This window comes from Burkholderia sp. B21-005 (assembly GCF_020843965.1).
GTDB lineage: Bacteria > Pseudomonadota > Gammaproteobacteria > Burkholderiales > Burkholderiaceae > Burkholderia > Burkholderia ambifaria.
Genome location: NZ_CP086301.1, coordinates 3,426,292 through 3,447,774 on the forward strand (window position 1 = coordinate 3,426,292; position 21,483 = coordinate 3,447,774).

A 21,483-nucleotide genomic window follows, 5' to 3' on the forward strand; every position below is an offset into this window, starting at 1 on the left:
GTCAGTTAACTCGGCGAAGCCCGTATTATAGCGACTTTCGTGAATTGTCACAGAGCGTCGCCCGTGCTGCATCGCCCGCTGTCCATCCCCCCTGTTCGCAACGTGCCGGCCAGCCGGCCCCACGGAGATTCCGCATGCTAGGCCGCCTCGGCACGCATCTCGCCATCGGCTTTCTGAAGCTGCTCGCCCTGCTGCCGTACGGTTTGACCGCACGGTTCGGCGATGGCCTCGGCTGGCTGCTGTACCAGATTCCCAGCCGGCGAAAGCGCATCGTACATACCAATCTGAAACTCTGCTTCCCCGACTGGAGCGACGAACGACGCGAGGAAGTGGCCGGCCAGCATTTCCGCCATGCGATCCGCAGCTACGTCGAGCGCAGCTATCAGTGGTTCGCGTCGGAACAGGCCTACCGCAAGCTGTTCACGGTCGAGAGCGAGGTCGACCTCAGCGATCCGGACATGCCGCCGACCCTCCTGCTCGGCTTCCATTTCGTCGGCATCGAGGCCGGCTCGATGGCGATCAATCTCGCACTCGGCCGCACGTGCGGCTCGCTCTACACGCCGATGAAGAACCCGGAAATCGAAGCCGCGGCCAAAGCCGGCCGCAGCCGCTTCGGCGCGGAACTGGCGAGCCGGGCCGACAGCGCGCGTACCGTGCTGCGCTGGCTGCGCGACCGCAAGCCGGTGATGCTGGGCGCCGACATGGACTACGGGCTGCGCAACTCGACGTTCGTGCCCTTCTTCGGCGTACCCGCCTGCACGCTGACGGCCGTCGGCCGGTTCGCGAAGACCGGCCACGCGCAGGTTCTGCCCTTTATCGGCGAGGTGCTGCCGAACTACAAGGGCTACCGGCTGAAGGTCTTCAAGCCGTGGGCCGACTACCCGACCGGCGACGACGATCTCGACGCGCGGCGGATGAACGAATTCCTCGAGGAACAGATCCCGCTGATGCCCGAGCAGTACTACTGGGTTCACAAGCGCTTCAAGACGCGCCCGCCCGGCGAGCCGAGCCTGTACTGACCCTGCCGGGCGACACCCGCGGGCGCGCCGTCATGCGCGCGCCTGCGCCAAGCCCCGCTTCGAGACGCAGCGCCATTTCCGGCGCGATGCCGGCATGGCCGTGCAGGACGCCCCTGTCCGCTGCATGTATCATTTGCGGCTGAGATCAGCACGACGAACGACGCCGCCCGGCACGGCCGCCGGCCGTTCGCGTCGTGCTGGCCGCCTTGTTCGTCATGGAATTCCGGACCCAGTGAAACTCTCGTTCACCAAGATGCACGGCGCGGGCAACGACTTCGTCGTGCTCGACGGCTATTCGCGTGCGTTGCCGCCGCTCACCGAAGCGCAAGTGCGTGCGCTCGCCAACCGGCACTTCGGCATCGGCGCCGACCAGTTGCTGCTCGTCGAAAAGCCGACCGTCGACGGCGCGGATTTCAAGTACCGGATCTTCAATTGCGACGGCGGCGAGGTCGAACACTGCGGCAACGGCGCACGCTGCTTCGTGAAGTTCGTCAGCGACCGCGGCCTGACCGACAAGCGCAGCGTGCGCGTGCAGGTCATGAAGGGCCTGATCACGCTGACGCTGCAGGACAACGGCGAAGTCGTCGTCGACATGGGGGCGCCCGTGTTCGCGCCGGCGCAGGTGCCGTTTGATACGTCGGGCCTCGACGGCCGCGCCGAAGGCCCCGACACACTGTGGCCGCTGGACGTCGGCGGCGCGACGCGCTGGATTTCGGCGGTGTCGATGGGCAATCCGCATGCGGTGCAGGTCGTCGACGACGTCGAAGCGTATCCCGTGCTGGAAGAAGGCCCGCTGATCGAACGCCATGCGCGCTTCCCGCAGCGCGTGAACGCCGGCTTCATGCAGATCGTGTCGCGCCACGAAGTGAAGCTGCGCGTGTACGAACGCGGCGCGGGCGAGACGCTCGCGTGCGGCACCGGTGCGTGCGCGGCGGTCGCGGCCGGCATCCGGCGCGGCCTGCTCGATTCGCCCGTGACCGTCCATACGCACGGCGGCACGCTGACGATCGGCTGGGACGGCGCGCGCGACGAAGCCGCCGCGCTGATGATGGCCGGGCCCGCCGCGACCGTGTTCGAAGGCGAGATCGACCTGAACGCCTGACCCTGCAACGTCCTTGATAACTGAACGCTCCAGCCACATGAACGATCGCGAAGTCGCCGACTACCTGCTCGCCAATCCCGAATTCTTCGCGCAGCACGCCGAACTGCTCGCGACGATCCGCCTCGCGAACCCGCACGGCAAGGCCGCGATCTCGCTGCAGGAGCGGCAGATGGAGATGCTGCGCGACAAGAACAAGCATCTCGAGCGCCGGCTCGCCGAGCTCGTGCGCTACGGCCACGAGAACGACAGCCTGTCCGCGAAGTTCAGCCGCTGGACCGCGCGCGTGATCGCGGAACGCGACCCGTACGCGCTGCCGCGCACGATCGCCGAAGGCCTCGCCGACGTGTTCGACGTGCCGCAAACCGCGCTGCGCGTGTGGGACGTCGCCGACACCTACGCGCAGGCCGATTTCGCGCGCCAGGTCGGCGAGGAAGTGCGCCTGTTCACGAACGGGCTGTCGACGCCGTACTGCGGCGCGAACACCGGTTTCGAGGCCGCCCAGTGGCTCGCGCCCGCGCTCGCGGCACCGGCCGTGAATGCGGCGGAAGGCGCCGAAGCCGCGCCGGCCGGCGACGGCACGGCCGCGTCGGTCGCGCTGCTCGCGCTGCGCGCGCCGCTCGCCGGCACCGATGCGCCCGCGTTCGGCCTGCTCGTGCTCGGCTCGCCCGATCCGCGCCGCTTCCACGACGGAATGGCGACCGACTTCCTCGCGCAGATCGCGACGCTTGCAAGCGCCGCGCTCACGCGCCTGCTGCCGCACTGATGTCGCGCCCGCGATGACCGACGATCCGATCGCCGCCTACCTGTCGAACCTGAAGCACGTCAGGCAGCTGTCGGAACACACGCTGCGTGCGTACACGCACGAACTCGACGAACTGAAGAAGCTCGCCGCCGGCCGCCCGCTCCACGCGCTGACGGCCGCCGACATGCGTGGCGCGGTCGCGCGCGCGCATGCGGGCGGACTGTCCGCGCGCTCGATCTCGCACCGGCTGTCCGCCTGGCGCGCGTTCTACCGCTGGCTCGCGCAGCGCATCGAGATGCCCGCGAACCCGGTCGCCGCGGTGCGCGCGCCGAAGCGCCCGAAAACCCTGCCGAAAGCGCTGTCGGTCGACGACGCCTCGGCGCTGATGGACGCGCCGCTCGCCGGCACGACCGAAGGCATCCGCGATCACGCGATCCTCGAGCTGTTCTATTCATCGGGGCTGCGCCTTGCCGAACTGGTCGGGCTCGACGTCATGTACACGCAGGCCGACGGCTACCGCTCGGCCGGCTGGCTCGATCTCGCCGAAGCCGAAGTCACCGTGCGCGGCAAGGGCAACAAGGAACGCAAGGTGCCGGTCGGCCGCAAGGCGATCGATGCGCTGAACGCGTGGCTCGCGGTGCGCGGCGAATTCGTGAAGCACGACCCGCATCCGCTGTTCGTGTCCGTGCGCGGCAACCGGATGGCGCCGGGCGTCGTGCGCGACCGCGTGAAGCGCGCGGCGCTCGCCGCGGGCATCCCCGCCAACGTCCACCCGCACGTACTGCGCCATTCGTTCGCGACGCACGTGCTGCAGTCGAGCGGCGACCTGCGCGCGGTGCAGGAACTGCTCGGCCACGCGAGCGTCTCCGCGACGCAGGTCTACACGTCGCTCGACTTCCAGCACCTCGCGAAGATTTACGACAGCGCGCATCCGCGCGCGAAGAAGCGCGACTGACGCGCGTCCCGTATTACCCGCCGCGCGCGGCGGCCGGCCACGGCCGGCTTCGCGCACGGCCCATTTCGATCTCATCATGCAAACCGTCACCCTCAAGCCGTCCAAGGAAAAATCGCTGCTGCGCCGCCATCCGTGGATCTACGCCAATGCGATCGACCGCGTCGACGGCAAGCCTGCGCCCGGCGCGACCGTCATCGTGCGTGCGCACGACGGCCGCTTCCTCGCGCGCGGCGCGTACAGCCCGCAGTCGCAGATCCGCGTGCGCGTGTGGAGCTTCGACGAGAACGAGCCGATCGATCACGCCTTCTTCAAGCGCCGCGTGCAGCGCGCGGTCGCGCACCGTACGACGATGGTGTCGGGCACGGGCGCGGTGCGGCTCGTGTTCGGCGAGGCCGACGGGCTGCCGGGGCTGATCGTCGACTACTACGTCGCGGACACGGCCGAAGCCGGCGCCGCGCCGCGCGGCCAGCTCGTCTGCCAGTTCATGGCCGCGGGCGTCGAAGCATGGAAGGAGGCGATCGTCGCGGCACTCACCGGCGCGACCGGCTGCCCGAACGTGTACGAGCGCTCGGACGTGTCGATCCGCGACAAGGAAGGGCTCGAACAGACGACCGGCGTGCTGGCCGGCGATGCGCCGCCCGCGACGCTGATCTCGAACGAAAACGGCGTGCGCTATCACGTCGACGTGCCGAACGGGCACAAGACGGGCTTCTACGTCGATCAGCGCGACAACCGTGCGCTGGTCGCGCAGTACGCGGCCGACCGCGACGTGCTGAACTGCTTCTGCTACACGGGCGGCTTCTCGCTCGCGGCGCTCAAGGGCGGCGCGAAACGCGTCGTGTCGATCGACTCGTCGGGCGATGCGCTCGCGCTCGCGCAGCAGAACGTCGTGGCCAACGGCTTCGACGCCGAACGCGCGACCTGGCTCGACGCCGATGCATTCAAGACGCTGCGCCGCCTCGTCGACGAAGGCGAGCGTTTCGACCTGATCGTGCTCGATCCGCCGAAGTTCGCGCCGACCCGCGACAGCGTCGATCGCGCGGCGCGCGCCTACAAGGACATCAACCTGAGCGGCTTCAAGCTGCTGCGCCCGGGCGGCCTGCTGTTCACGTACTCGTGCTCGGGCGCGATCGACATGGACCTGTTCCAGAAGATCGTCGCGGGCGCGGCGGCCGACGCGAAAGTCGACGCGCGCATCCTGAAGCGGCTCGGCGCGGGCGTCGACCACCCGCTGCTCGCCGCGTTCCCGGAAGGCGAATATCTGAAGGGCCTGCTGTTGCAAATCGTCTGATCGCCCCGATCTTGGCGGACATCCCGGCGCGCCAGCCCGATCTGGCGGGCCAGCGCTTTCGCCTGTCGTCCGGACGACGGGCGGGGGCTTGACAGGTATGTTTCAATGGATGGTTGTGCGCCCCCGTTCGCAGCGGGAGGCGCGACGCACATCCTGGTTTTGACCCCGATTCACGAACCACAGGCGACCGACATGGCCACTCCCGTCACCATCCTCACCGGCTTCCTCGGCAGCGGCAAGACGACGCTGCTCAAGCGCATCCTGAACGAACAGCACGGCATGAAGATCGCCGTGATCGAGAACGAGTTCGGCGAAGAGAACATCGACAACGAGATCCTCGTGCAGGATTCGAACGAGCAGATCATCCAGATGAGCAACGGCTGCATCTGCTGCACGATCCGCGGCGACCTCGCCCGCGCGCTCGGCGATCTGGCCGCGAAGAAGCGCGAAGGCAAGCTCGACTTCGACCGCATCGTGATCGAAACCACCGGCCTCGCGAACCCGGGCCCCGTCGCGCAGACGTTCTTCATCGACAGCGAAATCGCCGACGACTTCCTGCTCGACGCAGTCATCACGCTCGTCGACGCGAAGCACGCGAACGCGCAGCTCGACGAACACGAAGTCGTGCAGCGCCAGGTCGGCTTCGCCGACCGCCTGTTCATCACGAAGTCGGACCTCGTCGACGACCAGACCGTCGCCGGCCTCAAGCACCGCCTGATGCACATGAACCCGAAGGCGACGATCAAGATCGTCAACTTCGGCGAAGCCGACATCAAGGAAATCTTCGATCTGCGCGGCTTCAACCTGAATGCGAAGCTCGAGATCGACCCGGATTTCCTCGCCGAGGACGATCACGCGCACGATCACCACGATCACCACGATCACGGCCATGATCACGATCACGCGAATTGCGACCACGATCACGGTCAATGCGCGCACGATCACGACCACGGCCATCACCACCACCACGCGCACCACGACGACAAGATCAAGTCGTTCGTGTATCGCAACGACCGCCCGTTCGACCCGAACAAGCTGGAAGACTTCCTCGGCGGCATCCTGCAGATCTACGGCGAACGGATGCTGCGCTACAAGGGCGTGCTGTACATGAAGGGCGTCGATCGCAAGGTCGTGTTCCAGGGCGTGCACCAGATGATGGGCAGCGACCTCGCCGCGAAGTGGCTGCCGGTCGAGAAGAAGACCAACAAGATGGTGTTCATCGGCGTCGATCTGCCGCAGGACCTGATCACCGACGGCCTCGACGCCTGCCTCGCCTGAGCGTTCAGGCCCCGGCATCGGACGCCTTCCACGCGGCCGCCTTCGCGGGCGGCCGCGGTGCTTGTGTGGCGCCCTTGCGCGGCAAGGGTTTCACCGTCATCGCTTTTTCGCGATTTGCGCGTTATATTTTCTAGATATTGGCGCAGCCGACGGGGATCGACCCGATACGGCGCCCGCTTGCGATTCAGTTACAATACGTGCCCGCTGGAGTACGGCAATAACAGGCCCGGTTCTTGCTGAACCAATACCGGGCGTCGCAACCGCGCCGGATCGCCCATCCGCCACCCGGCCGCGGCCGATGCGATTTGCCGCGCAGCACCGGTTCGCCGCGCGCAAATCAGCGCCAGGCCTGTCCTGGTATTTGAGAACCGGTTTTCCAGAGGCTTTCGGCCCCGCGGCGGCAGATCGCAAATGATTGCAAGCGCGGTTGCGGGTAATCCCAAAGTGCAGGCAATATCTCCTGATTTGCCGCACATTGAAGAAGCAAGCAGATGACGAAGAAACTCTTGACCGAAGCCGAAATCCTGAAGATGAGCGACAAGGATTACATGAATGAGGATCAGCTCGCCTTCTTCAAAAATCGGCTCGAACAGTTGCAGGCGGACATCCTCAAGAATGCCGGCCAGACGACCGAGAATCTGCGCGAGACGGTGATCGTGCCCGACCCCGCCGATCGTGCGACGATCGAGGAAGAGCACGCGCTCGAGCTGCGTACGCGCGATCGCGAACGCAAACTCCTCAAGAAGGTTCAGCAGTCGCTCGCCCGCATCGATTCCGGCGATTACGGCTGGTGCGAGGAAACCGGCGAACCGATCGGCATTCCGCGCCTGCTCGCGCGCCCGACGGCCACGCTGTCGCTCGAGGCGCAAGAGCGCCGCGAGCTGCGCCAGAAGCTGTTCGGCGACTGATCGAGCGGCGTTCCGCTCTGACACGCTGCTTCCCGGAAGCGCGCGGCCTGCCGCGCGCTTTTTGTTTTTCCGGCGCCGGTTCCCGGCCGGCCGATTTGCCCCTCCTCCTCTTGATATCCCGGCGCCCGCCCTAAAATGAATCGGACGCGCGCCGGGCCGCTCCCCGGCGCACTGCGATTCACGCGGCGGCGCCTCGCGCCGCCCGACTCTTCCCCGTTTTTCTCAAGGAACGCAGATGGAGCAATTTCACGGCACGACCATCGTTTCGGTCCGGCGCGGCGACAAGGTCGCGCTCGGCGGCGACGGCCAGGTAACCCTCGGCAACATCGTCATGAAGGGTGGCGCGCGGAAAGTGCGGCGGATCTACAACAACCAGGTTCTGGTCGGATTCGCGGGCGGCACCGCCGATGCGTTCTCGCTGCTCGATCGCTTCGAGGCGAAGCTCGAGAAGCACCAGGGCAACCTGACCCGCGCGGCCGTCGAGCTCGCGAAGGACTGGCGCACCGACCGGATGCTGCGCCGCCTCGAGGCGATGCTGATCACGGCCGATGCAACCACCACGCTCGTGATCACCGGCAACGGCGACGTGCTCGACCCGGAAGGCGGCATCTGCGCGATCGGTTCGGGCGGCGCGTACGCGCAGGCCGCGGCCCGCGCGCTCGCGGAGAACACCGAGCTGTCCCCGCGCGAAATCGTCGAGAAGTCGCTCGAGATCGCCGGCGACATGTGCATCTACACGAACCACAACCGCATCATCGAAACGATCGAGTAAGGACCGCACCATGAGCACCATGACCCCTGCCGAGATCGTCTCGGAACTCGACAAGCACATCATCGGTCAGGCCAAGGCGAAGAAGGCCGTCGCGGTCGCACTGCGCAACCGCTGGCGCCGCCAGCAGGTCGGCGAGCCGCTGCGCCAGGAAATCACGCCGAAGAACATCCTGATGATCGGGCCGACGGGCGTCGGCAAGACCGAAATCGCGCGCCGCCTCGCGAAGCTCGCCGATGCGCCGTTCGTCAAGATCGAAGCAACCAAGTTCACCGAAGTCGGCTACGTCGGCCGTGACGTCGACAGCATCGTGCGCGACCTGATCGAGATCTCGATCAAGCAGACGCGTGAATCCGAGATGCGCAAGGTGCGCAGCAAGGCGACCGACCAGGCGGAAGACCGCATCCTCGACGTCCTGCTGCCGCAACCGCGCGCGGTCGGCTTCGGCGGCAACGCCGATCACGCTAACGACGACAACAACGCGACGCGCCAGACCTTCCGCAAGCGCCTGCGCGAAGGCCAGCTCGACGACAAGGAAGTCGAGCTCGACCTCGAGCAGCCGTCGGCCGGCATGGACATCATGGCGCCGCCGGGGATGGAAGAGATGACCGAGCAGATCCGCTCGATGTTCTCGAACCTCGGCAGCGGCAAGAAGCAGCGTCGCAAGGTAAAGATCAAGGAAGCGCTGAAGCTGCTGACCGACGAGGAAGCGGCGAAGATGCTCAACGACGAGGAAGTGAAGACGAAGGCCGTGCAGAACGTCGAGCAGAACGGCATCGTGTTCCTCGACGAGATCGACAAGATCACGTCGCGCAACAACGAAGGCAGCGGCGGCGAAGTGTCGCGCCAGGGCGTGCAGCGCGACCTGCTGCCGCTCGTCGAGGGCACGACCGTCAACACGAAGTACGGGATGGTGAAGACCGATCACATCCTGTTCATCGCGAGCGGCGCGTTCCACCTCGCGAAGCCGAGCGACCTGATTCCCGAACTGCAGGGGCGCTTTCCGATCCGCGTCGAGCTCGACTCGCTGTCGGTGGAGGATTTCGAGGCAATCCTCGACGCGACCGACGCGAGCCTCGTCAAGCAGTACCAGGCGCTGCTCGCCACGGAAGACGTGCACCTCGAGTTCGCCGCGGACGGCATCCGCCGCCTCGCCGAGATCGCATATGCGGTCAACGAGAAGACCGAGAACATCGGTGCGCGCCGGCTGTACACGGTGATCGAGAAGCTGCTCGAGGAAGTGTCGTTCTCGGCCGGCAACCACGCCGGCGAGCGCGTGACGATCGACGCGAAATATGTCGAGCGTGCGCTCGGCGAAGTGTCGCAGGACGAAGACCTGTCGCGCTACGTGCTGTAACGCGCGCGGCGTCGAATGCGAAACGGGCGGCCCGGCGGGCCGCCCGTTTTCGTTGGTGCCGTTGGTGCCGTTGGTGCCGTGTTGCGACAGGCCGACGGCGCGGCGCCGCTTACTGGCGCACCGGCTTCTTCGCGAGCTTGCGCTGCAGCGTGCGGCGGTGCATGTTCAGCGCGCGCGCGGTGGCCGAGATGTTGTTGTTGTTCTCCGCGAGCACGCGCTGGATGTGCTCCCATTCGAGCCGGTCGACCGACAGCACGACCGGATTCTCGAGCGCCTCGTCGGCCTGCACTTCGCTGGCGTTGGTCTGCAGCGCGGCCAGGATCGACTCGATGTTCGCCGGCTTCGCGAGATAGTTGTCGGCGCCTTCCTTCACGGCCTGCACGGCGGTCGCGATGCTCGCATAGCCGGTCAGCACGAGGATCCGCGCGTCGGGCTGCAGGTCGCACAGCGGCGCGATCAGGCTCAGGCCCGAATCCTCGCCGAGATGCAGGTCGACGGTGATGAACTGGAACTTGCCGCCGGCCGCGAGCCGCAGCGCCGCCTCCTTGTCGTGCGCCTGCTGGACCGCATAGCCGCGGCGCTCGAGGCCGCGCGCGAGCGTGCCCGCGAACACCTCGTTGTCGTCGATCACCAGGAAATTGTTCTCGCTCATGTGGTTTCTCCGTCTACGTGTTGGTTGAGGCGGCCGGCGCCGCGATGCGCGCCACCGGCAGGCGCAGCACCGCGCGCGTGCCGCGGCCCGGCGAGCCGGCCGGGCGGCTGTCCGGCGTGGCTGCCGCTCGTTCGGTCGTGCGCTGGCCCGACGCAGCAGCGGCGTGACCATTCGCGCCCCCAGCGGCGCGCCCGTTACCGCCCGCCGCGCGCGGCATGACATCGGACAGCTCGATCTCGCCGCCCAGGCGCACGGCTGCGCTGAACGCGAGGTACAGGCCGACTCCGTGTCCGCCCTGCGTGCTGTCGACCGGCATCGCGCCGAGCGATTCGCGCAACGCGGCCGGAATGCCCGGGCCGTCGTCGCATACTTCGAATTCGATCTGGTCGGCCGCCCGCTCGTTGTGCGAGAGCTTCGCGGCCAGCGTCACGCGATGCAGACTCGCCCGCGCGGCATTGTCGAGCAGGATCGTCAGGATCTGGCCGGCCGCGACCGTGTCGTCGAGCGCGACGCCCGACGGGCGCGCGCCCAGCAGTTCGAACTGCACGTGCGGATGCCGCAGGCGCCAGTGCTCGACGAAGGTATCGAGCCAGTCGTCCACCGGCTGGCGGCTCGCCGGCGCGCTCGCGCGGCTGCGCAGGCGCGCGAGCGCCGACGTGCAGAGCGTCATCTGCTCTTCCAGCACCTTCAGGTCGGCCTCGTAGCGCGCCAGCCCCGGATCGGCGCGTGCCGCGTCGCGCAGCTCCTCCGCGAGCATCGCGATCGTCGACAGCGGCGTGCCCATCTCGTGTGCGACGGTGGCGGCCTGCACGCCGAGCGCGACCGCCCGCTCGTCGCGCAGCAGGTGCGCCTGCGCTTCGCCGAGCGCCGAATCGCGCTGGCGCAGCGCGTTCGACATGCGCGCGACGAACCACGCGATCAGCCCGACGCTGACCATGAAGTTCACCCACATCCCGGTGCGGTAGTAGTCGAACAGGTTCGCCGGGTTATCCATGTTGAGGGGCACCGAATCGAAGCCGAGCGCCGCGTAGCACGCGACCGCGAACGCCGCGAGCCAGATCATCAGGTGCCACGGCAGCACGGCCGCCGCGATCGCGAGCGACGGCAGGTACAGCGACACGAACGGGTTAGTCGTGCCGCCCGACAGGAACAGCAGCGCCGACAGCGCACCGAGGTCGACCCACAGCTGGCCGAGCAGCTCGAAATCGGTCTCGGGCCGCGCGCGCAGCACGCGCACCCAGGTCAGCGCGTTGAAAACGATTTCGAGCGCGATGACCATCAGCATCGCCGGCAACGGCAGGTGCACGCCGAAATAGGTCTGCACGACGCCGATCGTCACGAGCTGGCCGATGATCGCGAGATTGCGCAGCCAGAACAGGTGACTGAGGTTGACGCGCCCGGTGGTGGTGATTCGTTGCATCCGAGCAGTTTACCCGTTTAGCGCACGGCGCCTCTACCGGGGGCCGGATCGTGGCGGACGAACGCACGCACGAATGCACGACTGGACGGCCGGACAAGCCGGCGTCCCGGCCGGTTGCACGAGCCTGCGCCGTCAGCCGGCCGCACCGGCCATGCGCTGGGCGATCTCGTCGGCGAGGCACTCGGGGCACCGGCAGCGCGTGCCGGCCGCCGGCGGCGCGCCGCCGGGCACGACCGGCATCGACGCGCACCAGCAGTCGAACGGCTGGGTACGGGCGCCGCAATCGAAGCCGCGCCCGCAGTGCGGGCAGCGGGCGCGGCGCGGGGTCGAGCGGGCGTCGACGGCGGAATCGGTCATGGCGAAGGCGCGGTAACGGGCATGAACGTCACCCTACGCGACAAGCATAGCGCGGCGGACGGATTTTGCACGTCGGCCGGTCGGCCGATGCGTCCCGCAAACACGTCCGGGCACATGCGCCGCCCGCCCGAGCCGCGTCGCCGTCGCGTGGCCCCGCGCCATGGCCGGCGGGCCGCCGCGTATGGCCCACGGCCCGCACCACCCACCGTCCGGCCAGCCCAAAAACCCGATGCTGCGCTGCGCCACTCCTGTACAATTCGCCCTGTTTCAACGTTCCCAGCCAGAGCTGCCGCCATGTCCGAGCCCATCGACCTCTCGCAGATCGCCCCCACGCTGAAAGCAGGAATCCTCGCGGAAGCGCTGCCGTACATCCGCCGCTACCACGGCAAGACCGTGGTCATCAAATACGGCGGCAATGCGATGACGGAAGAGCGGCTCAAGCAAGGCTTCGCGCGCGACGTGATCCTGCTGAAACTGGTCGGCATCAATCCGGTGATCGTCCACGGCGGCGGTCCGCAGATCGATCAGGCACTGAAGAAGATCGGCAAGGCCGGCACCTTCATCCAGGGCATGCGCGTCACCGACGAAGAGACGATGGAAGTCGTCGAATGGGTGCTGGGCGGCGAAGTGCAGCAGGACATCGTGACGCTGATCAACCACTTCGGCGGCCATGCGGTGGGCCTGACGGGCAAGGACGGCGGCCTGATCCACGCGCGCAAGCTGCTGATGCCGGACCGCGACAACCCGGGCCAGTACATCGACATCGGCCAGGTCGGCGAAGTCGAGGCGATCAATCCGGCCGTCGTGAAGGCGCTGCAGGACGACGCGTTCATCCCGGTGATCTCGCCGATCGGCTTCGGTGAGGACGGTCTCTCGTACAACATCAATGCCGACCTCGTCGCCGGCAAGCTCGCGACCGTGCTGAACGCCGAGAAGCTGCTGATGATGACCAACATCCCCGGCGTGATGGACAAGGACGGCAACCTGCTGACCGACCTGTCGGCACGCGAGATCGACGCGCTGTTCGAGGACGGCACGATCTCGGGCGGCATGCTGCCGAAGATCTCGTCGGCGCTCGACGCCGCGAAGAGCGGCGTGAAGTCGGTGCACATCGTCGACGGCCGGATCGAGCACTCGGTCCTGCTGGAAATCCTGACCGAGCAGCCGTTCGGCACGATGATCCGCTCGCATTGAGCACACGCCGCCTGCCCAAGCGTCCCGACCTGCCGGCGTCGCTGCGACGCCGGCGCATCTCCCGCAGCCGGCCGCGGGCCGGCGCGCCCGTCTGGCTGTTCGATCTCGACAACACGCTGCACCACGCATCGCACGCGATCTTTCCGGAGATCAACCGCGCGATGACGCAGTACATCATCGACACGCTCCACGTCGGGCGTGCCGAGGCCGACCGGCTGCGCACCGGCTACACGCAGCGCTACGGCGCCGCGCTCCTCGGCCTCACGCGCCATCATCCGATCGATCCGAACGACTTCCTGCGGGTCGTCCACACGTTTGCCGACCTGCCCGCGATGCTGCGCGCCGAGCGCGGCCTCGCGCGCATCATCGCCGCGCTGCCGGGCCGCAAGTTCGTGCTGACCAACGCGCCGGAGAACTACGCGCGTGCGGTACTGCGCGAACTGCGCATCGAGCGGCTGTTCGAGCGCGTGATCGCGATCGAGCACATGCGCGACCGGCGCACCTGGCGCGCGAAGCCCGACCACACGATGCTGCGCCGGACCTTGCGTGCCGCGCATGCGCGGCTGGCCGACGCGATCCTCGTCGAAGATACCCGCAGCCACCTGAAACGCTACAAGCGGCTCGGCATCGGTACCGTATGGATCACCGGCCACCTGCCGGGCCATCTGCCGAGCATCGGCCGTCCACATTATGTCGACCAGCGCATTCGTTCGTTAAAATCGCTCCGACTGGGCACACGATCGGGGCGACAGAAATGCAGCCGACTTACCCGCAGGACCAAGCCGTAAAGGAAGACCAGGCCACGCCGTCCCGCCCGCGCCCGAAGCCGGGCGAGCGGCGCGTGATGATTCTGCAGACGCTCGCCGCGATGCTCGAGGCACCCAAGGCCGAAAAAATCACGACCGCCGCGCTCGCGGCCCGGCTCGACGTGTCGGAAGCGGCGCTCTACCGGCATTTCGCCAGCAAGGCGAAGATGTACGAAGGGCTGATCGAATTCATCGAGCAGACGCTGTTCGGCCTCGTCAACCAGATCGTCGCGAAGGAGCCGAACGGCGTGCTGCAAGCACGCACGATCGCGCTGACGATGCTCAATTTCGCCGCGAAGAATCCGGGCATGACGCGCGTGCTGACCGGTGAGGCACTCGTCGGAGAGGACGAGCGCCTCACCGAACGCGTGAACCAGCTGCTCGACCGGATCGAGGCGACCGTCAAGCAATGCCTGCGCGTTGCGCGCACGGAGGCGGATGCGCCCGACGGTGCGACGCCGTTCGAACTGCCGGCCGACTACGATCCCGCCGCGCGCGCGAGCCTGCTCGTCAGCTACGTGATCGGCCGGTGGCACCGCTTCGCGAAGGGCGGGTTCCAGAAGCCGCCCGCCGAGCAGGCCGATGCGCATTTGCGACTAATTCTGCGATAAAGCGCGAGGCGACGACGGAAGCGCCGCGGGGCGCTTTCATCCAGCGGAATCGCGTGATGACATCACCGACGTGCTAGCGCCCATTCCATGGTCATCGGGACGCCCGGTGCAACCTTGCCTGCCCCGCAGCCAGCTATATTGACAGCCTGACTCGGGACCCGGTGTCGTATCCGACGCGCGGCCCATATTAATTCGACATCCTGAATATACCGTCGCCTGAATGCAATCGCGATGGTCGAGTCGACTCGGGAAATTGGCGATGCGGTTGCCACCGAGCGACGCTATTACGTCTCCAGCTTGCCGCCAGACGCTGCACGTATCGCACATGCCGTGCGTTCGCACTGGGCCATGACAATTCTTAAAAGAAATTTAGTACCTGACGCCGCTTATAAGTTATCGACTTAGAACTCGTCCCATTCTTTCAATCGCCTTACTTTGGAAAAATAGCGCCTGTTTCCTGCCACTGCTGCCGCCCCGTGGCAGCGACGCGCGACAGCGCGATGGAAACGTCCGTGCGTCGTCTTTCGACGCGAGGCCCTTACTAACAGGTACTTAAATGTCTAAAAAAGCACTTCCCATTCTGATGGCGACGGCAGGTCTCCTCGCCGCGGCCTCGTCGGCTCAGGCAGCCGACGGCACGATCACGATCACCGGCGAAATCACCGCCCAGACCTGCAACATCTCGGGTGACGGCGGCGGCAAGGATTTCACCGTCACGCTGCCCAATGTGTCGACGTCGGCACTCTCCGTGGCGGGTTCGACCGCCGGCCGCAAGCCGTTCCGCATCAACCTGTCGAACTGCTCGCCGAATTCCGGCAACGCATCGGTGTACTTCGAGCCGGGCACGACGGTCAACGCGCAGACGGGCCAGTTGTTCAACGCGACGGGTGACGCGAAGAACGTCGAGGTCGGCCTGCTGAACAAGGACGGCTCGAACATCAAGCTCGGCGCGGCGCAAGCGCAGCAGAACTCGCAGACCGTGCCGATCGCGGGCGGCTCGGCGGAGCTCAACTATTTCGCGCAATACGTCGCGACCGGCGGCGCCGCAACGGCCGGCAAGGTCGGCACGTCGGTCATGTACTCGGTCTCGTACCAGTAATCCGGCTTCGCGACCGGCGGCCCGCGCCCGCGCTTCAGCGGCGGCGCGCGGGTCGCCCTCCCAATCACCAGCGAGTCTGTTTATCTACAAGGAGAAATCGGCGATGAGAATGCCAACGAACTTGAGTCTGAGCGTGGGCACCGCGGCGCTGGCCGTGTCGCTGTTCGGCGCGGCAACGGCAGACGCCAGCGTCGTGATCGGTGGAACGCGCGTGGTGTATCCGGAGAAGGAGCGTGAGGTCACGGTCAAGCTGACCAACGAAGGCGATCGTCCGTCGCTCGTGCAGGCCTGGATCGACGACGGCAACGCGAACGCGCTGCCCGACGAATCGAAAGTGCCGTTCATGCTGACACCGCCGTTGTTCCGTCTGGATCCGAAGAAAGGCCAGAGCCTGCGGCTGATCTACACGCAGGAACCGCTCGCACAGGACAAGGAAACGCTGTACTGGCTCAACGTGCTCGACGTCCCGCCGCAAGCCGCGGACGACGCCAATACGCCGAACCTGCTGCAACTCGCGTTCCGCTCGCGCATCAAGCTGTTCTTCCGCCCGGCCGCGCTGCAAGGCGTCGCCGACGAGTCCGCGGAAAAGGTGACCTGGAATTTCGCACCGAAAGCCGGTGGCGGCTATGCGCTGCAGGCGAAGAACCCCACGCCTTACCACGTGACGTTCACCAAGCTCACCGTCAAGTCCGGCGGCACGACCTGGACCAACGACAAGGGCGGCATGGTCAAGCCTGGCGCGACCGAGCAGTTCGACGTCGGCAACGTGCAATCGATGCCGGGCGCACCGATCGAGGTCGATTACACGTTCCTCAACGACTACGGCGCGGGCATCGAAGGCAGCTACGCGCCGAAGAAAGCGCACTGACGCCACCCGGGCATTCCTGACTCAATCCGTCGCTGATCGACGGCGCTCAATCGCGCCGGCGTCGGCAGACCGTCGCTCGCAATATGACGATGCGGCATTAATTTATCGAATTCATGCCAGCGAATCATCAAAATCAACCGTTGGAAGCTACCGCACGCTTTGCGCTGAAGCCGAGCTATCTGCTCGTCATGGCGACGCTCGGCGGCTGGACGGCCGGTGTGCAGGCTGCCGACACGACGGCCGCCCCGGCGGAGCGCTTCGACGTCGCGCAGGTTCAGTTCAACGATACGTTGATGATGAAACCACGCGGCCATCGGCTCGACCTCGATCGCTTCGCGAAAGGCAATCCTGTGCCTGCCGGCGACTACCTGGTCGACCTTTACGTCAACGAAACGTGGACCGGCCGCTCGACGGTGCGCTTCGATGCAGCGGCAGGCGCGACCGACGCGACGCCGTGCTTCGATCGCACGCTCGTGAGCCGCCTCAACCTCGACGATCAGGCGCTGACCGACGCCGCGCGTGCCGAGCTGGTGCGCGTGCAGGCCGGCGAATGCACGAGCGTCGACAAACTGGTGGCCGGCGCGACGGTCGAATTCGACATGTCGGAGCTGCGGCTGAACGTGAGCATTCCGCAGGCGTCGCTGCTGCGCAATCCGCGCGGCTACGTGAGTCCGGAACTGTGGGACAGCGGCGTGACGAGCGCGACGCTCAAGTACAACGCCAACGTGTTCCGCAACACGTCGTCGGGATACGAAAGCACGCAGGGGTACGTCGGGCTGAACGCCGGCGTCAACGTCGCGAACTGGCATTTCCGGCACAACGGCACCTACACCGCGCAAACGCAGGGCGACAGCCGATACCAAAGCCTCAACACGTACGTTCAACGCGACCTGCCGGCATGGCGCAGCCAGTTGAAGATCGGCGAGACCTACACCGACGGCACGCTGTTCGACAGCGTGGGCATGCGCGGCGTCACGCTCGAGACGGACGACCGGATGCTGCCCGATTCGATGCGCGGTTACGCACCCGTGGTGCGCGGCGTCGCAACGAGCAACGCGCACGTCTCGGTTTCGCAGAACGGTGCGGTGCTGTACGAAACCAACGTCGCGCCTGGGCCGTTCGAGATCAACGACCTGTACGCAACCGGCTACGGCGGCAACCTGCTCGTCACGGTCACCGAAGCAGACGGCAAGACTCACAGCTTCACGGTGCCGTATGCGGCCGTCGTGCAATCACTGCGTCCGGGCATCTCGCGGTTCGGCGTCGCGCTCGGGCAGTTGCGCGAGCCGCAGCTCGAACGCCATCCGAATTTCGCGCAGGCCACTTATCAGCGCGGCATCAGCAACCTGATAACAGGCTACGTCGGCGCGATCGTCGCGGAGAACTACCTGGCCGGGCTGGTCGGTGCGGCACTCAATACGTCGTTCGGCGCGTTCGCCGCCGACGTCACGCATGCGAGCGCGCGTATTCCGGGCGCCTCCGCAACGACCGGGCAAAGCGTTCGCGTCAGCTACAGCAAGTCCGTCGAGGCGACCGGCACGAACGTCGCGGTCGCCGCGTATCGCTACTCGTCGCGCGGCTACTGGACCATGCGCGACGCGATGTATGCCCGCGAGCTCGCGGCCGCGGGCAACGATACAAACAGCGTCTACCGGCAACGCAACCAGGTCCAGCTGACGCTCAATCAGACGCTCGGCGAAAAGCGCGGCAGCCTGTTCGCGGTGGGCTCGACGGTCAACTACTGGAATCAGCCGGGTACGACGACGCAGTTCCAGCTCGGCTACAACAACAGCCTGCGCGTCGCCGGCCTCAACCTGAGCTACAACCTGTCGGTCTCGCGGCAGCGCGACGGCTCCACAGGCCAACTGAGCAACCAGGTATACGCGAACATAACGGTTCCGCTCGGCCGACGCTCGTACGCACCGACGCTGAGCGCGAGCGTCGCACGCAACAGCCAGGGCGGTACGACCGGGCAGACGTCGCTGACCGGCACCGTCGGAAAGTCCAATGCGTTCTCGTATGGCGTCAACGTCAATTCCGGTGGCGGCGCGACGTCCGGAGGCGGCAATGCGCAGTATCGCAGCCCGTTCGCGACGTTCTCCGGCAGCGCGACCGGCGGCAGCGGCTACTCGAGCGTGTCCGGCGGCGTATCGGGCGCACTCGTCGGTCACGCGGGCGGCATCACGCTCACCAACGATCTCGGCGACACCGCCGCGATCGTCGAGGCGAAAGACGCTGTCGGCGCGCAAGTCACGAACGGCACCGACGTGCGGATCGACGGGCGCGGCTACGCGGTGCTCCCGTATCTGACGCCGTACAAGATGAACACCGTCGAACTGGACCCGAAGGGCATCCCGATCGACGTCGAAATGCTGACGACCAGCCAGCAGATCGCGCCGCGTGCGAATTCGGTGGTGAAGCTCAAGTTCGGGACGGTCAGCGGTCGCGCGGTTCTGCTGACGATGCGTCAGCCTGATGGCTCGCCTGTGCCGTTCGGCAGCGCCGTCATCGACGCGGACGGCAAGACCATCGGCCTGGCAGGACAAGGCGGCAAGTTGTTCGCCCGCGGCCTGGGCGACACCGGCACCCTGACGGCGAAATGGGGCAATCGCAAGACCGAAGTCTGCTCTTTCAGTTACCAACTGCCTGTCAAGCACAACAAGAGCGACGTGTACACGCGTGTCGAATCGACATGCGACAGCGCTGCACCGTCGCATAACGCCGCCGCAACCGACGCACAGGAAGGGACCGATGATTCGATCGACACCATTGACGCGAAGCTTCCTTCCAGCAACGGTTCGCACTAGAACACCCGGAATTCCAAAGTGCTTACCCAAGCGGAATATCACCCAATGCAAAACGGAAGGACCATGCTCAAATACCTGATGCTTACGGCATTCTGCATCGCCGGCTCGGTCTACTCGGTCGCCAGCCACGCACAGATTCCAAAATGCTACAACGACGAAACAGGCAACGATTATCAGCGCAGCTTTGCATTCGGCACGGTCCTGGTTCCACAGAATGCACCTGACGGCGCGGTCCTGGCGACAACGATTCTGACGATGCCATATCGATGCGACGCCAACACCTACCCACCCGGCGGATATTCGTTCTATTTCAGGAACTTGCAGAGGCCATCCGGCATCCCCGGGGTGACGTGGGTTTCGACCAACTATCCCGCAGCGGACTCGTATGGAATTCGCGTCACCAACCTCGAGACCGGAGAGATGATGATGGTCAGCGGCGGCTCAACGCAGGATTGGGCGCCCCCTAATTCGACGACAAAGCCGATTGAAGGTCGATATCGCCTCAAGATCGAACTCGTCAAGATTAACGACCGCATCTATAACGCGGGCATGCCGCAGGTTGCTGTCGGCGTATGGCAGATCGGTGCGAAAAACAGAGCTTATCCAACATACGGATACATGTATCAGTTTTACTGGAACGAAGCCGGAAAAGGAAAATTTGTAACCATGCCGAACACCTGCACCGTCACCACGCCGGATATCAGGTTCCCATTGCCGCCGGTGGCCGCGAGCAAGCTCGGTGCAGTGGGCATGACCGCGGGCGATACCGGATTCAACATCGGATTGAATTGCAAGTCCGGATCGAACGTCCACGTGACGCTGACGGATTTGACGAATCAGGGCAATACGGGAAATCAATTGACGCTCACACCGGATTCATCGGCGCAAGGCGTGAAGCTGCGCATTTTGAGAAATGGACAGCCCGTCGGCTACGGTCCGGATTCGGCCGCCATCGGCAACACGAATCAATGGTATGTCGGCCCGTCCGCAACGGTTAGCAACATTCCACTGACCGCGCAATATATCGCGACCGGTCAGGTGTCCAGCGGAACGGTGAAGGGGGTCGCTACGTTCACGATGAGTTACCAGTAGTCGCAGCACGCCGAACGGCACAGTAATTCGGTAGTGCCGGTCGCCGGGTAGCGCGGAGCGGCCGGTACTCACTGACGGCCATCGCCCGATCGATGGTCGAACGACCTTCCATTTTGCAGTCCTGACAGATTGCATCGGAAGGTTGGCTTTCGGACCAAGTCGGATGTCGTTCGTACGACCTGTCACGGCAGGCGGGCGACCTGATGACGAAGTCCATTTTTTTCTCAACCAGCACCAGAGGATTTGATATGAAGCTCGCACTCTCCAGCATCGCAGCACTCGCCGTTGTTGCCGCAGCAACCCTGCCGGCCGTGTCGCACGCCGCCGACGGCACGATCACCATCAACGGCCAGATCGGTACGCAGACCTGCACGATCGACGGCAACGGCACGGGCAGCAAGGACTTCACGGTCGCACTGCCGAAGGTGTCGACGTCGGCGCTCGCCAGCGGCGGCGCGACGGCCGGCCGCACGCCGTTCAAGATCGGCCTGAAGAACTGCTCGCCGGCCACCGGCAACGTCTACACGCACTTCGAGCCGGGCACCACGGTCAACTCGACCACCGGCCAGTTGCTCAACGCATCGGGCACCGCGAAGAACGTCGAAGTCGGCCTGCTCAACGGCGACACGAGCAACATCGGCGTCGGCAAGGCCGATGAAAATTCGAAGGCGGTCGCGCTGTCGAACGGTGCTGCCGACCTGCCGTATTACGCTCAGTATGTCGCGACGGGCGGCGCAGCAGGTCAAGGCACGGTGAACACCTCGGTGATGTACTCGATCATGTATCAGTAAAGTCCGAGCGCCGGTGCGCGTCCTGCGCGCCGGCTCGTTACCGGGGCGCGGGGGCGCGCGCCCCTTCTCCGACATCCTCGGCGGACCAATGCGCCATCGATCCGCGTGCCGACGGAATTGTCGTGCGAGCAGTCGCCACTGCATCTCGCCTCTTTCAGGATTCCCTCACCAACCCGGCCGGAAACGCTTACGCCAAGTGACACGCAATTGGCCAGCGCAGCTCCAGGCCCGATAGACGCGTCCCCAACGCCCACAGTCATTCAGACGGTCGGCGCCGAAGCACCTTCGCGCCTCACGTTTCCTCCGTGTCGTTCGTCGGTCTCTTCCGAAAATTCGAACTCGTCCAATATCCAAATTCGCTCAAC

Annotated in this window: 20 protein-coding genes and 1 pseudogene; 18 read left to right on the forward strand and 3 right to left on the reverse strand. The window is 65.8% G+C overall.

Annotated elements, in window-relative coordinates; genetic code table 11:
- Positions 1-134: 134 nt before the first annotated feature.
- The 9 genes from LMA02_RS15950 to hslU all read left to right on the forward strand — a co-directional run bounded on the left by LMA02_RS15950 (position 135) and on the right by hslU (position 9,421).
- Positions 135-1,019, forward strand: a complete 885-nt coding sequence (locus tag LMA02_RS15950; RefSeq protein WP_228906179.1) for a lipid A biosynthesis lauroyl acyltransferase — start codon at positions 135-137, stop codon at positions 1,017-1,019.
- A gap of 232 nt (positions 1,020-1,251) precedes the next feature.
- Entirely contained in the window at positions 1,252-2,121 is an 870-nt protein-coding gene (gene dapF / locus LMA02_RS15955) for a diaminopimelate epimerase (RefSeq protein ID WP_228906180.1), read from the forward strand.
- A 37-nt stretch (positions 2,122-2,158) separates the two neighbouring features.
- The gene (locus LMA02_RS15960) at positions 2,159-2,884 is read left to right on the forward strand and encodes a DUF484 family protein (protein ID WP_228906181.1); all 726 of its coding nucleotides are present in this window, start codon (positions 2,159-2,161) and stop codon (positions 2,882-2,884) included.
- A 13-nt stretch (positions 2,885-2,897) separates the two neighbouring features.
- Positions 2,898-3,818, forward strand: coding sequence for a tyrosine recombinase XerC (gene xerC, locus LMA02_RS15965; RefSeq protein WP_228906182.1), 921 nt, complete (start codon positions 2,898-2,900; stop codon positions 3,816-3,818).
- Between the two features lie 76 nt (positions 3,819-3,894).
- On the forward strand, positions 3,895-5,109 hold the full coding sequence (locus LMA02_RS15970; RefSeq protein WP_228906183.1) for a class I SAM-dependent rRNA methyltransferase: 1,215 nt from the start codon (positions 3,895-3,897) through the stop codon (positions 5,107-5,109).
- A 192-nt stretch (positions 5,110-5,301) separates the two neighbouring features.
- Entirely contained in the window at positions 5,302-6,387 is a 1,086-nt protein-coding gene (locus LMA02_RS15975) for a CobW family GTP-binding protein (RefSeq protein WP_228906186.1), read from the forward strand.
- A 491-nt stretch (positions 6,388-6,878) separates the two neighbouring features.
- Positions 6,879-7,295 (forward strand): RNA polymerase-binding protein DksA, encoded by a 417-nt coding sequence (gene dksA / locus LMA02_RS15980; protein ID WP_006477498.1) that lies wholly within the window; start codon positions 6,879-6,881, stop codon positions 7,293-7,295.
- Positions 7,296-7,530: 235 nt separating this feature from the next.
- Entirely contained in the window at positions 7,531-8,067 is a 537-nt protein-coding gene (gene hslV / locus LMA02_RS15985; RefSeq protein WP_006760749.1) for an ATP-dependent protease subunit HslV, read from the forward strand.
- A 10-nt stretch (positions 8,068-8,077) separates the two neighbouring features.
- Positions 8,078-9,421 carry an ATP-dependent protease ATPase subunit HslU gene (gene hslU, locus LMA02_RS15990; protein WP_175699635.1) on the forward strand — a complete coding sequence of 448 codons (1,344 nt, stop codon included), beginning with the start codon at positions 8,078-8,080 and terminating at the stop codon, positions 9,419-9,421.
- A 109-nt stretch (positions 9,422-9,530) separates the two neighbouring features.
- On the opposite strand, the gene LMA02_RS15995 is transcribed toward hslU, so the two are convergent.
- From LMA02_RS15995 to LMA02_RS16005, 3 genes are all read right to left on the reverse strand, one after another.
- The gene (locus tag LMA02_RS15995; RefSeq protein ID WP_011658200.1) at positions 9,531-10,073 is read right to left on the reverse strand and encodes a response regulator transcription factor; all 543 of its coding nucleotides are present in this window, start codon (positions 10,071-10,073) and stop codon (positions 9,531-9,533) included.
- A 13-nt stretch (positions 10,074-10,086) separates the two neighbouring features.
- Positions 10,087-11,493, reverse strand: a complete 1,407-nt coding sequence (locus LMA02_RS16000) for an ATP-binding protein (RefSeq protein ID WP_228906187.1) — start codon at positions 11,491-11,493, stop codon at positions 10,087-10,089.
- Between the two features lie 132 nt (positions 11,494-11,625).
- On the reverse strand, positions 11,626-11,850 hold the full coding sequence (locus LMA02_RS16005) for a cysteine-rich CWC family protein (protein WP_043176536.1): 225 nt from the start codon (positions 11,848-11,850) through the stop codon (positions 11,626-11,628).
- A gap of 294 nt (positions 11,851-12,144) precedes the next feature.
- Here LMA02_RS16005 and argB point away from each other — a divergent pair, with 294 nt between their 5' ends.
- From argB to LMA02_RS16045, 9 genes and pseudogenes are all read left to right on the forward strand, one after another.
- Positions 12,145-13,044, forward strand: a complete 900-nt coding sequence (gene argB, locus LMA02_RS16010; protein ID WP_228906190.1) for an acetylglutamate kinase — start codon at positions 12,145-12,147, stop codon at positions 13,042-13,044.
- Positions 13,041-13,832 (forward strand): pyrimidine 5'-nucleotidase, encoded by a 792-nt coding sequence (locus tag LMA02_RS16015; RefSeq protein ID WP_166724785.1) that lies wholly within the window; start codon positions 13,041-13,043, stop codon positions 13,830-13,832. Before argB ends, LMA02_RS16015 begins: the two co-directional genes overlap by 4 nt.
- Entirely contained in the window at positions 13,799-14,461 is a 663-nt protein-coding gene (slmA, locus tag LMA02_RS16020) for a nucleoid occlusion factor SlmA (protein ID WP_228906192.1), read from the forward strand. The genes LMA02_RS16015 and slmA overlap by 34 nt, the downstream gene beginning before the upstream one ends.
- A gap of 216 nt (positions 14,462-14,677) precedes the next feature.
- Positions 14,678-14,806 (forward strand): annotated as a pseudogene (locus LMA02_RS35575) (ISAs1 family transposase); the annotation flags it as partial.
- Between the two features lie 211 nt (positions 14,807-15,017).
- Positions 15,018-15,560 carry a fimbrial protein gene (locus tag LMA02_RS16025; protein WP_228906193.1) on the forward strand — a complete coding sequence of 181 codons (543 nt, stop codon included), beginning with the start codon at positions 15,018-15,020 and terminating at the stop codon, positions 15,558-15,560.
- Positions 15,561-15,663: 103 nt separating this feature from the next.
- Positions 15,664-16,428 carry a molecular chaperone gene (locus tag LMA02_RS16030; protein ID WP_228906194.1) on the forward strand — a complete coding sequence of 255 codons (765 nt, stop codon included), beginning with the start codon at positions 15,664-15,666 and terminating at the stop codon, positions 16,426-16,428.
- 113 nt (positions 16,429-16,541) lie between these two features.
- Positions 16,542-19,235 carry a fimbria/pilus outer membrane usher protein gene (locus LMA02_RS16035; protein WP_416378653.1) on the forward strand — a complete coding sequence of 898 codons (2,694 nt, stop codon included), beginning with the start codon at positions 16,542-16,544 and terminating at the stop codon, positions 19,233-19,235.
- Positions 19,236-19,298: 63 nt separating this feature from the next.
- Positions 19,299-20,327, forward strand: a complete 1,029-nt coding sequence (locus LMA02_RS16040; RefSeq protein ID WP_228906202.1) for a fimbrial protein — start codon at positions 19,299-19,301, stop codon at positions 20,325-20,327.
- A gap of 248 nt (positions 20,328-20,575) precedes the next feature.
- Positions 20,576-21,118, forward strand: coding sequence for a fimbrial protein (locus tag LMA02_RS16045; protein ID WP_228906203.1), 543 nt, complete (start codon positions 20,576-20,578; stop codon positions 21,116-21,118).
- Positions 21,119-21,483 lie beyond the last annotated feature (365 nt).

What these genes read in the sequence shown, in the direction of transcription:
- LMA02_RS16025 (WP_228906193.1), top strand. Translation starts at nt 15,018, where the DNA reads ATGTCTAAAAAAGCACTTCCCATTCTGATGGCGACGGCAGGTCTCCTC.
- LMA02_RS15960 (WP_228906181.1), top strand. Translation starts at nt 2,159, where the DNA reads ATGAACGATCGCGAAGTCGCCGACTACCTGCTCGCCAATCCCGAATTC.
- LMA02_RS16030 (WP_228906194.1), top strand. Translation starts at nt 15,664, where the DNA reads ATGAGAATGCCAACGAACTTGAGTCTGAGCGTGGGCACCGCGGCGCTG.
- hslV (WP_006760749.1), top strand. Translation starts at nt 7,531, where the DNA reads ATGGAGCAATTTCACGGCACGACCATCGTTTCGGTCCGGCGCGGCGAC.
- xerC (WP_228906182.1), top strand. Translation starts at nt 2,898, where the DNA reads ATGACCGACGATCCGATCGCCGCCTACCTGTCGAACCTGAAGCACGTC.
- argB (WP_228906190.1), top strand. Translation starts at nt 12,145, where the DNA reads ATGTCCGAGCCCATCGACCTCTCGCAGATCGCCCCCACGCTGAAAGCA.
- dksA (WP_006477498.1), top strand. Translation starts at nt 6,879, where the DNA reads ATGACGAAGAAACTCTTGACCGAAGCCGAAATCCTGAAGATGAGCGAC.
- LMA02_RS16000 (WP_228906187.1), bottom strand. Translation starts at nt 11,493, where the DNA reads ATGCAACGAATCACCACCACCGGGCGCGTCAACCTCAGTCACCTGTTC.
- LMA02_RS15975 (WP_228906186.1), top strand. Translation starts at nt 5,302, where the DNA reads ATGGCCACTCCCGTCACCATCCTCACCGGCTTCCTCGGCAGCGGCAAG.
- slmA (WP_228906192.1), top strand. Translation starts at nt 13,799, where the DNA reads ATGCAGCCGACTTACCCGCAGGACCAAGCCGTAAAGGAAGACCAGGCC.
- LMA02_RS16045 (WP_228906203.1), top strand. Translation starts at nt 20,576, where the DNA reads ATGAAGCTCGCACTCTCCAGCATCGCAGCACTCGCCGTTGTTGCCGCA.
- LMA02_RS16005 (WP_043176536.1), bottom strand. Translation starts at nt 11,850, where the DNA reads ATGACCGATTCCGCCGTCGACGCCCGCTCGACCCCGCGCCGCGCCCGC.
- LMA02_RS16040 (WP_228906202.1), top strand. Translation starts at nt 19,299, where the DNA reads ATGCTCAAATACCTGATGCTTACGGCATTCTGCATCGCCGGCTCGGTC.
- LMA02_RS15950 (WP_228906179.1), top strand. Translation starts at nt 135, where the DNA reads ATGCTAGGCCGCCTCGGCACGCATCTCGCCATCGGCTTTCTGAAGCTG.
- LMA02_RS15970 (WP_228906183.1), top strand. Translation starts at nt 3,895, where the DNA reads ATGCAAACCGTCACCCTCAAGCCGTCCAAGGAAAAATCGCTGCTGCGC.
- LMA02_RS15995 (WP_011658200.1), bottom strand. Translation starts at nt 10,073, where the DNA reads ATGAGCGAGAACAATTTCCTGGTGATCGACGACAACGAGGTGTTCGCG.
- LMA02_RS16035 (WP_416378653.1), top strand. Translation starts at nt 16,542, where the DNA reads ATGCCAGCGAATCATCAAAATCAACCGTTGGAAGCTACCGCACGCTTT.
- hslU (WP_175699635.1), top strand. Translation starts at nt 8,078, where the DNA reads ATGAGCACCATGACCCCTGCCGAGATCGTCTCGGAACTCGACAAGCAC.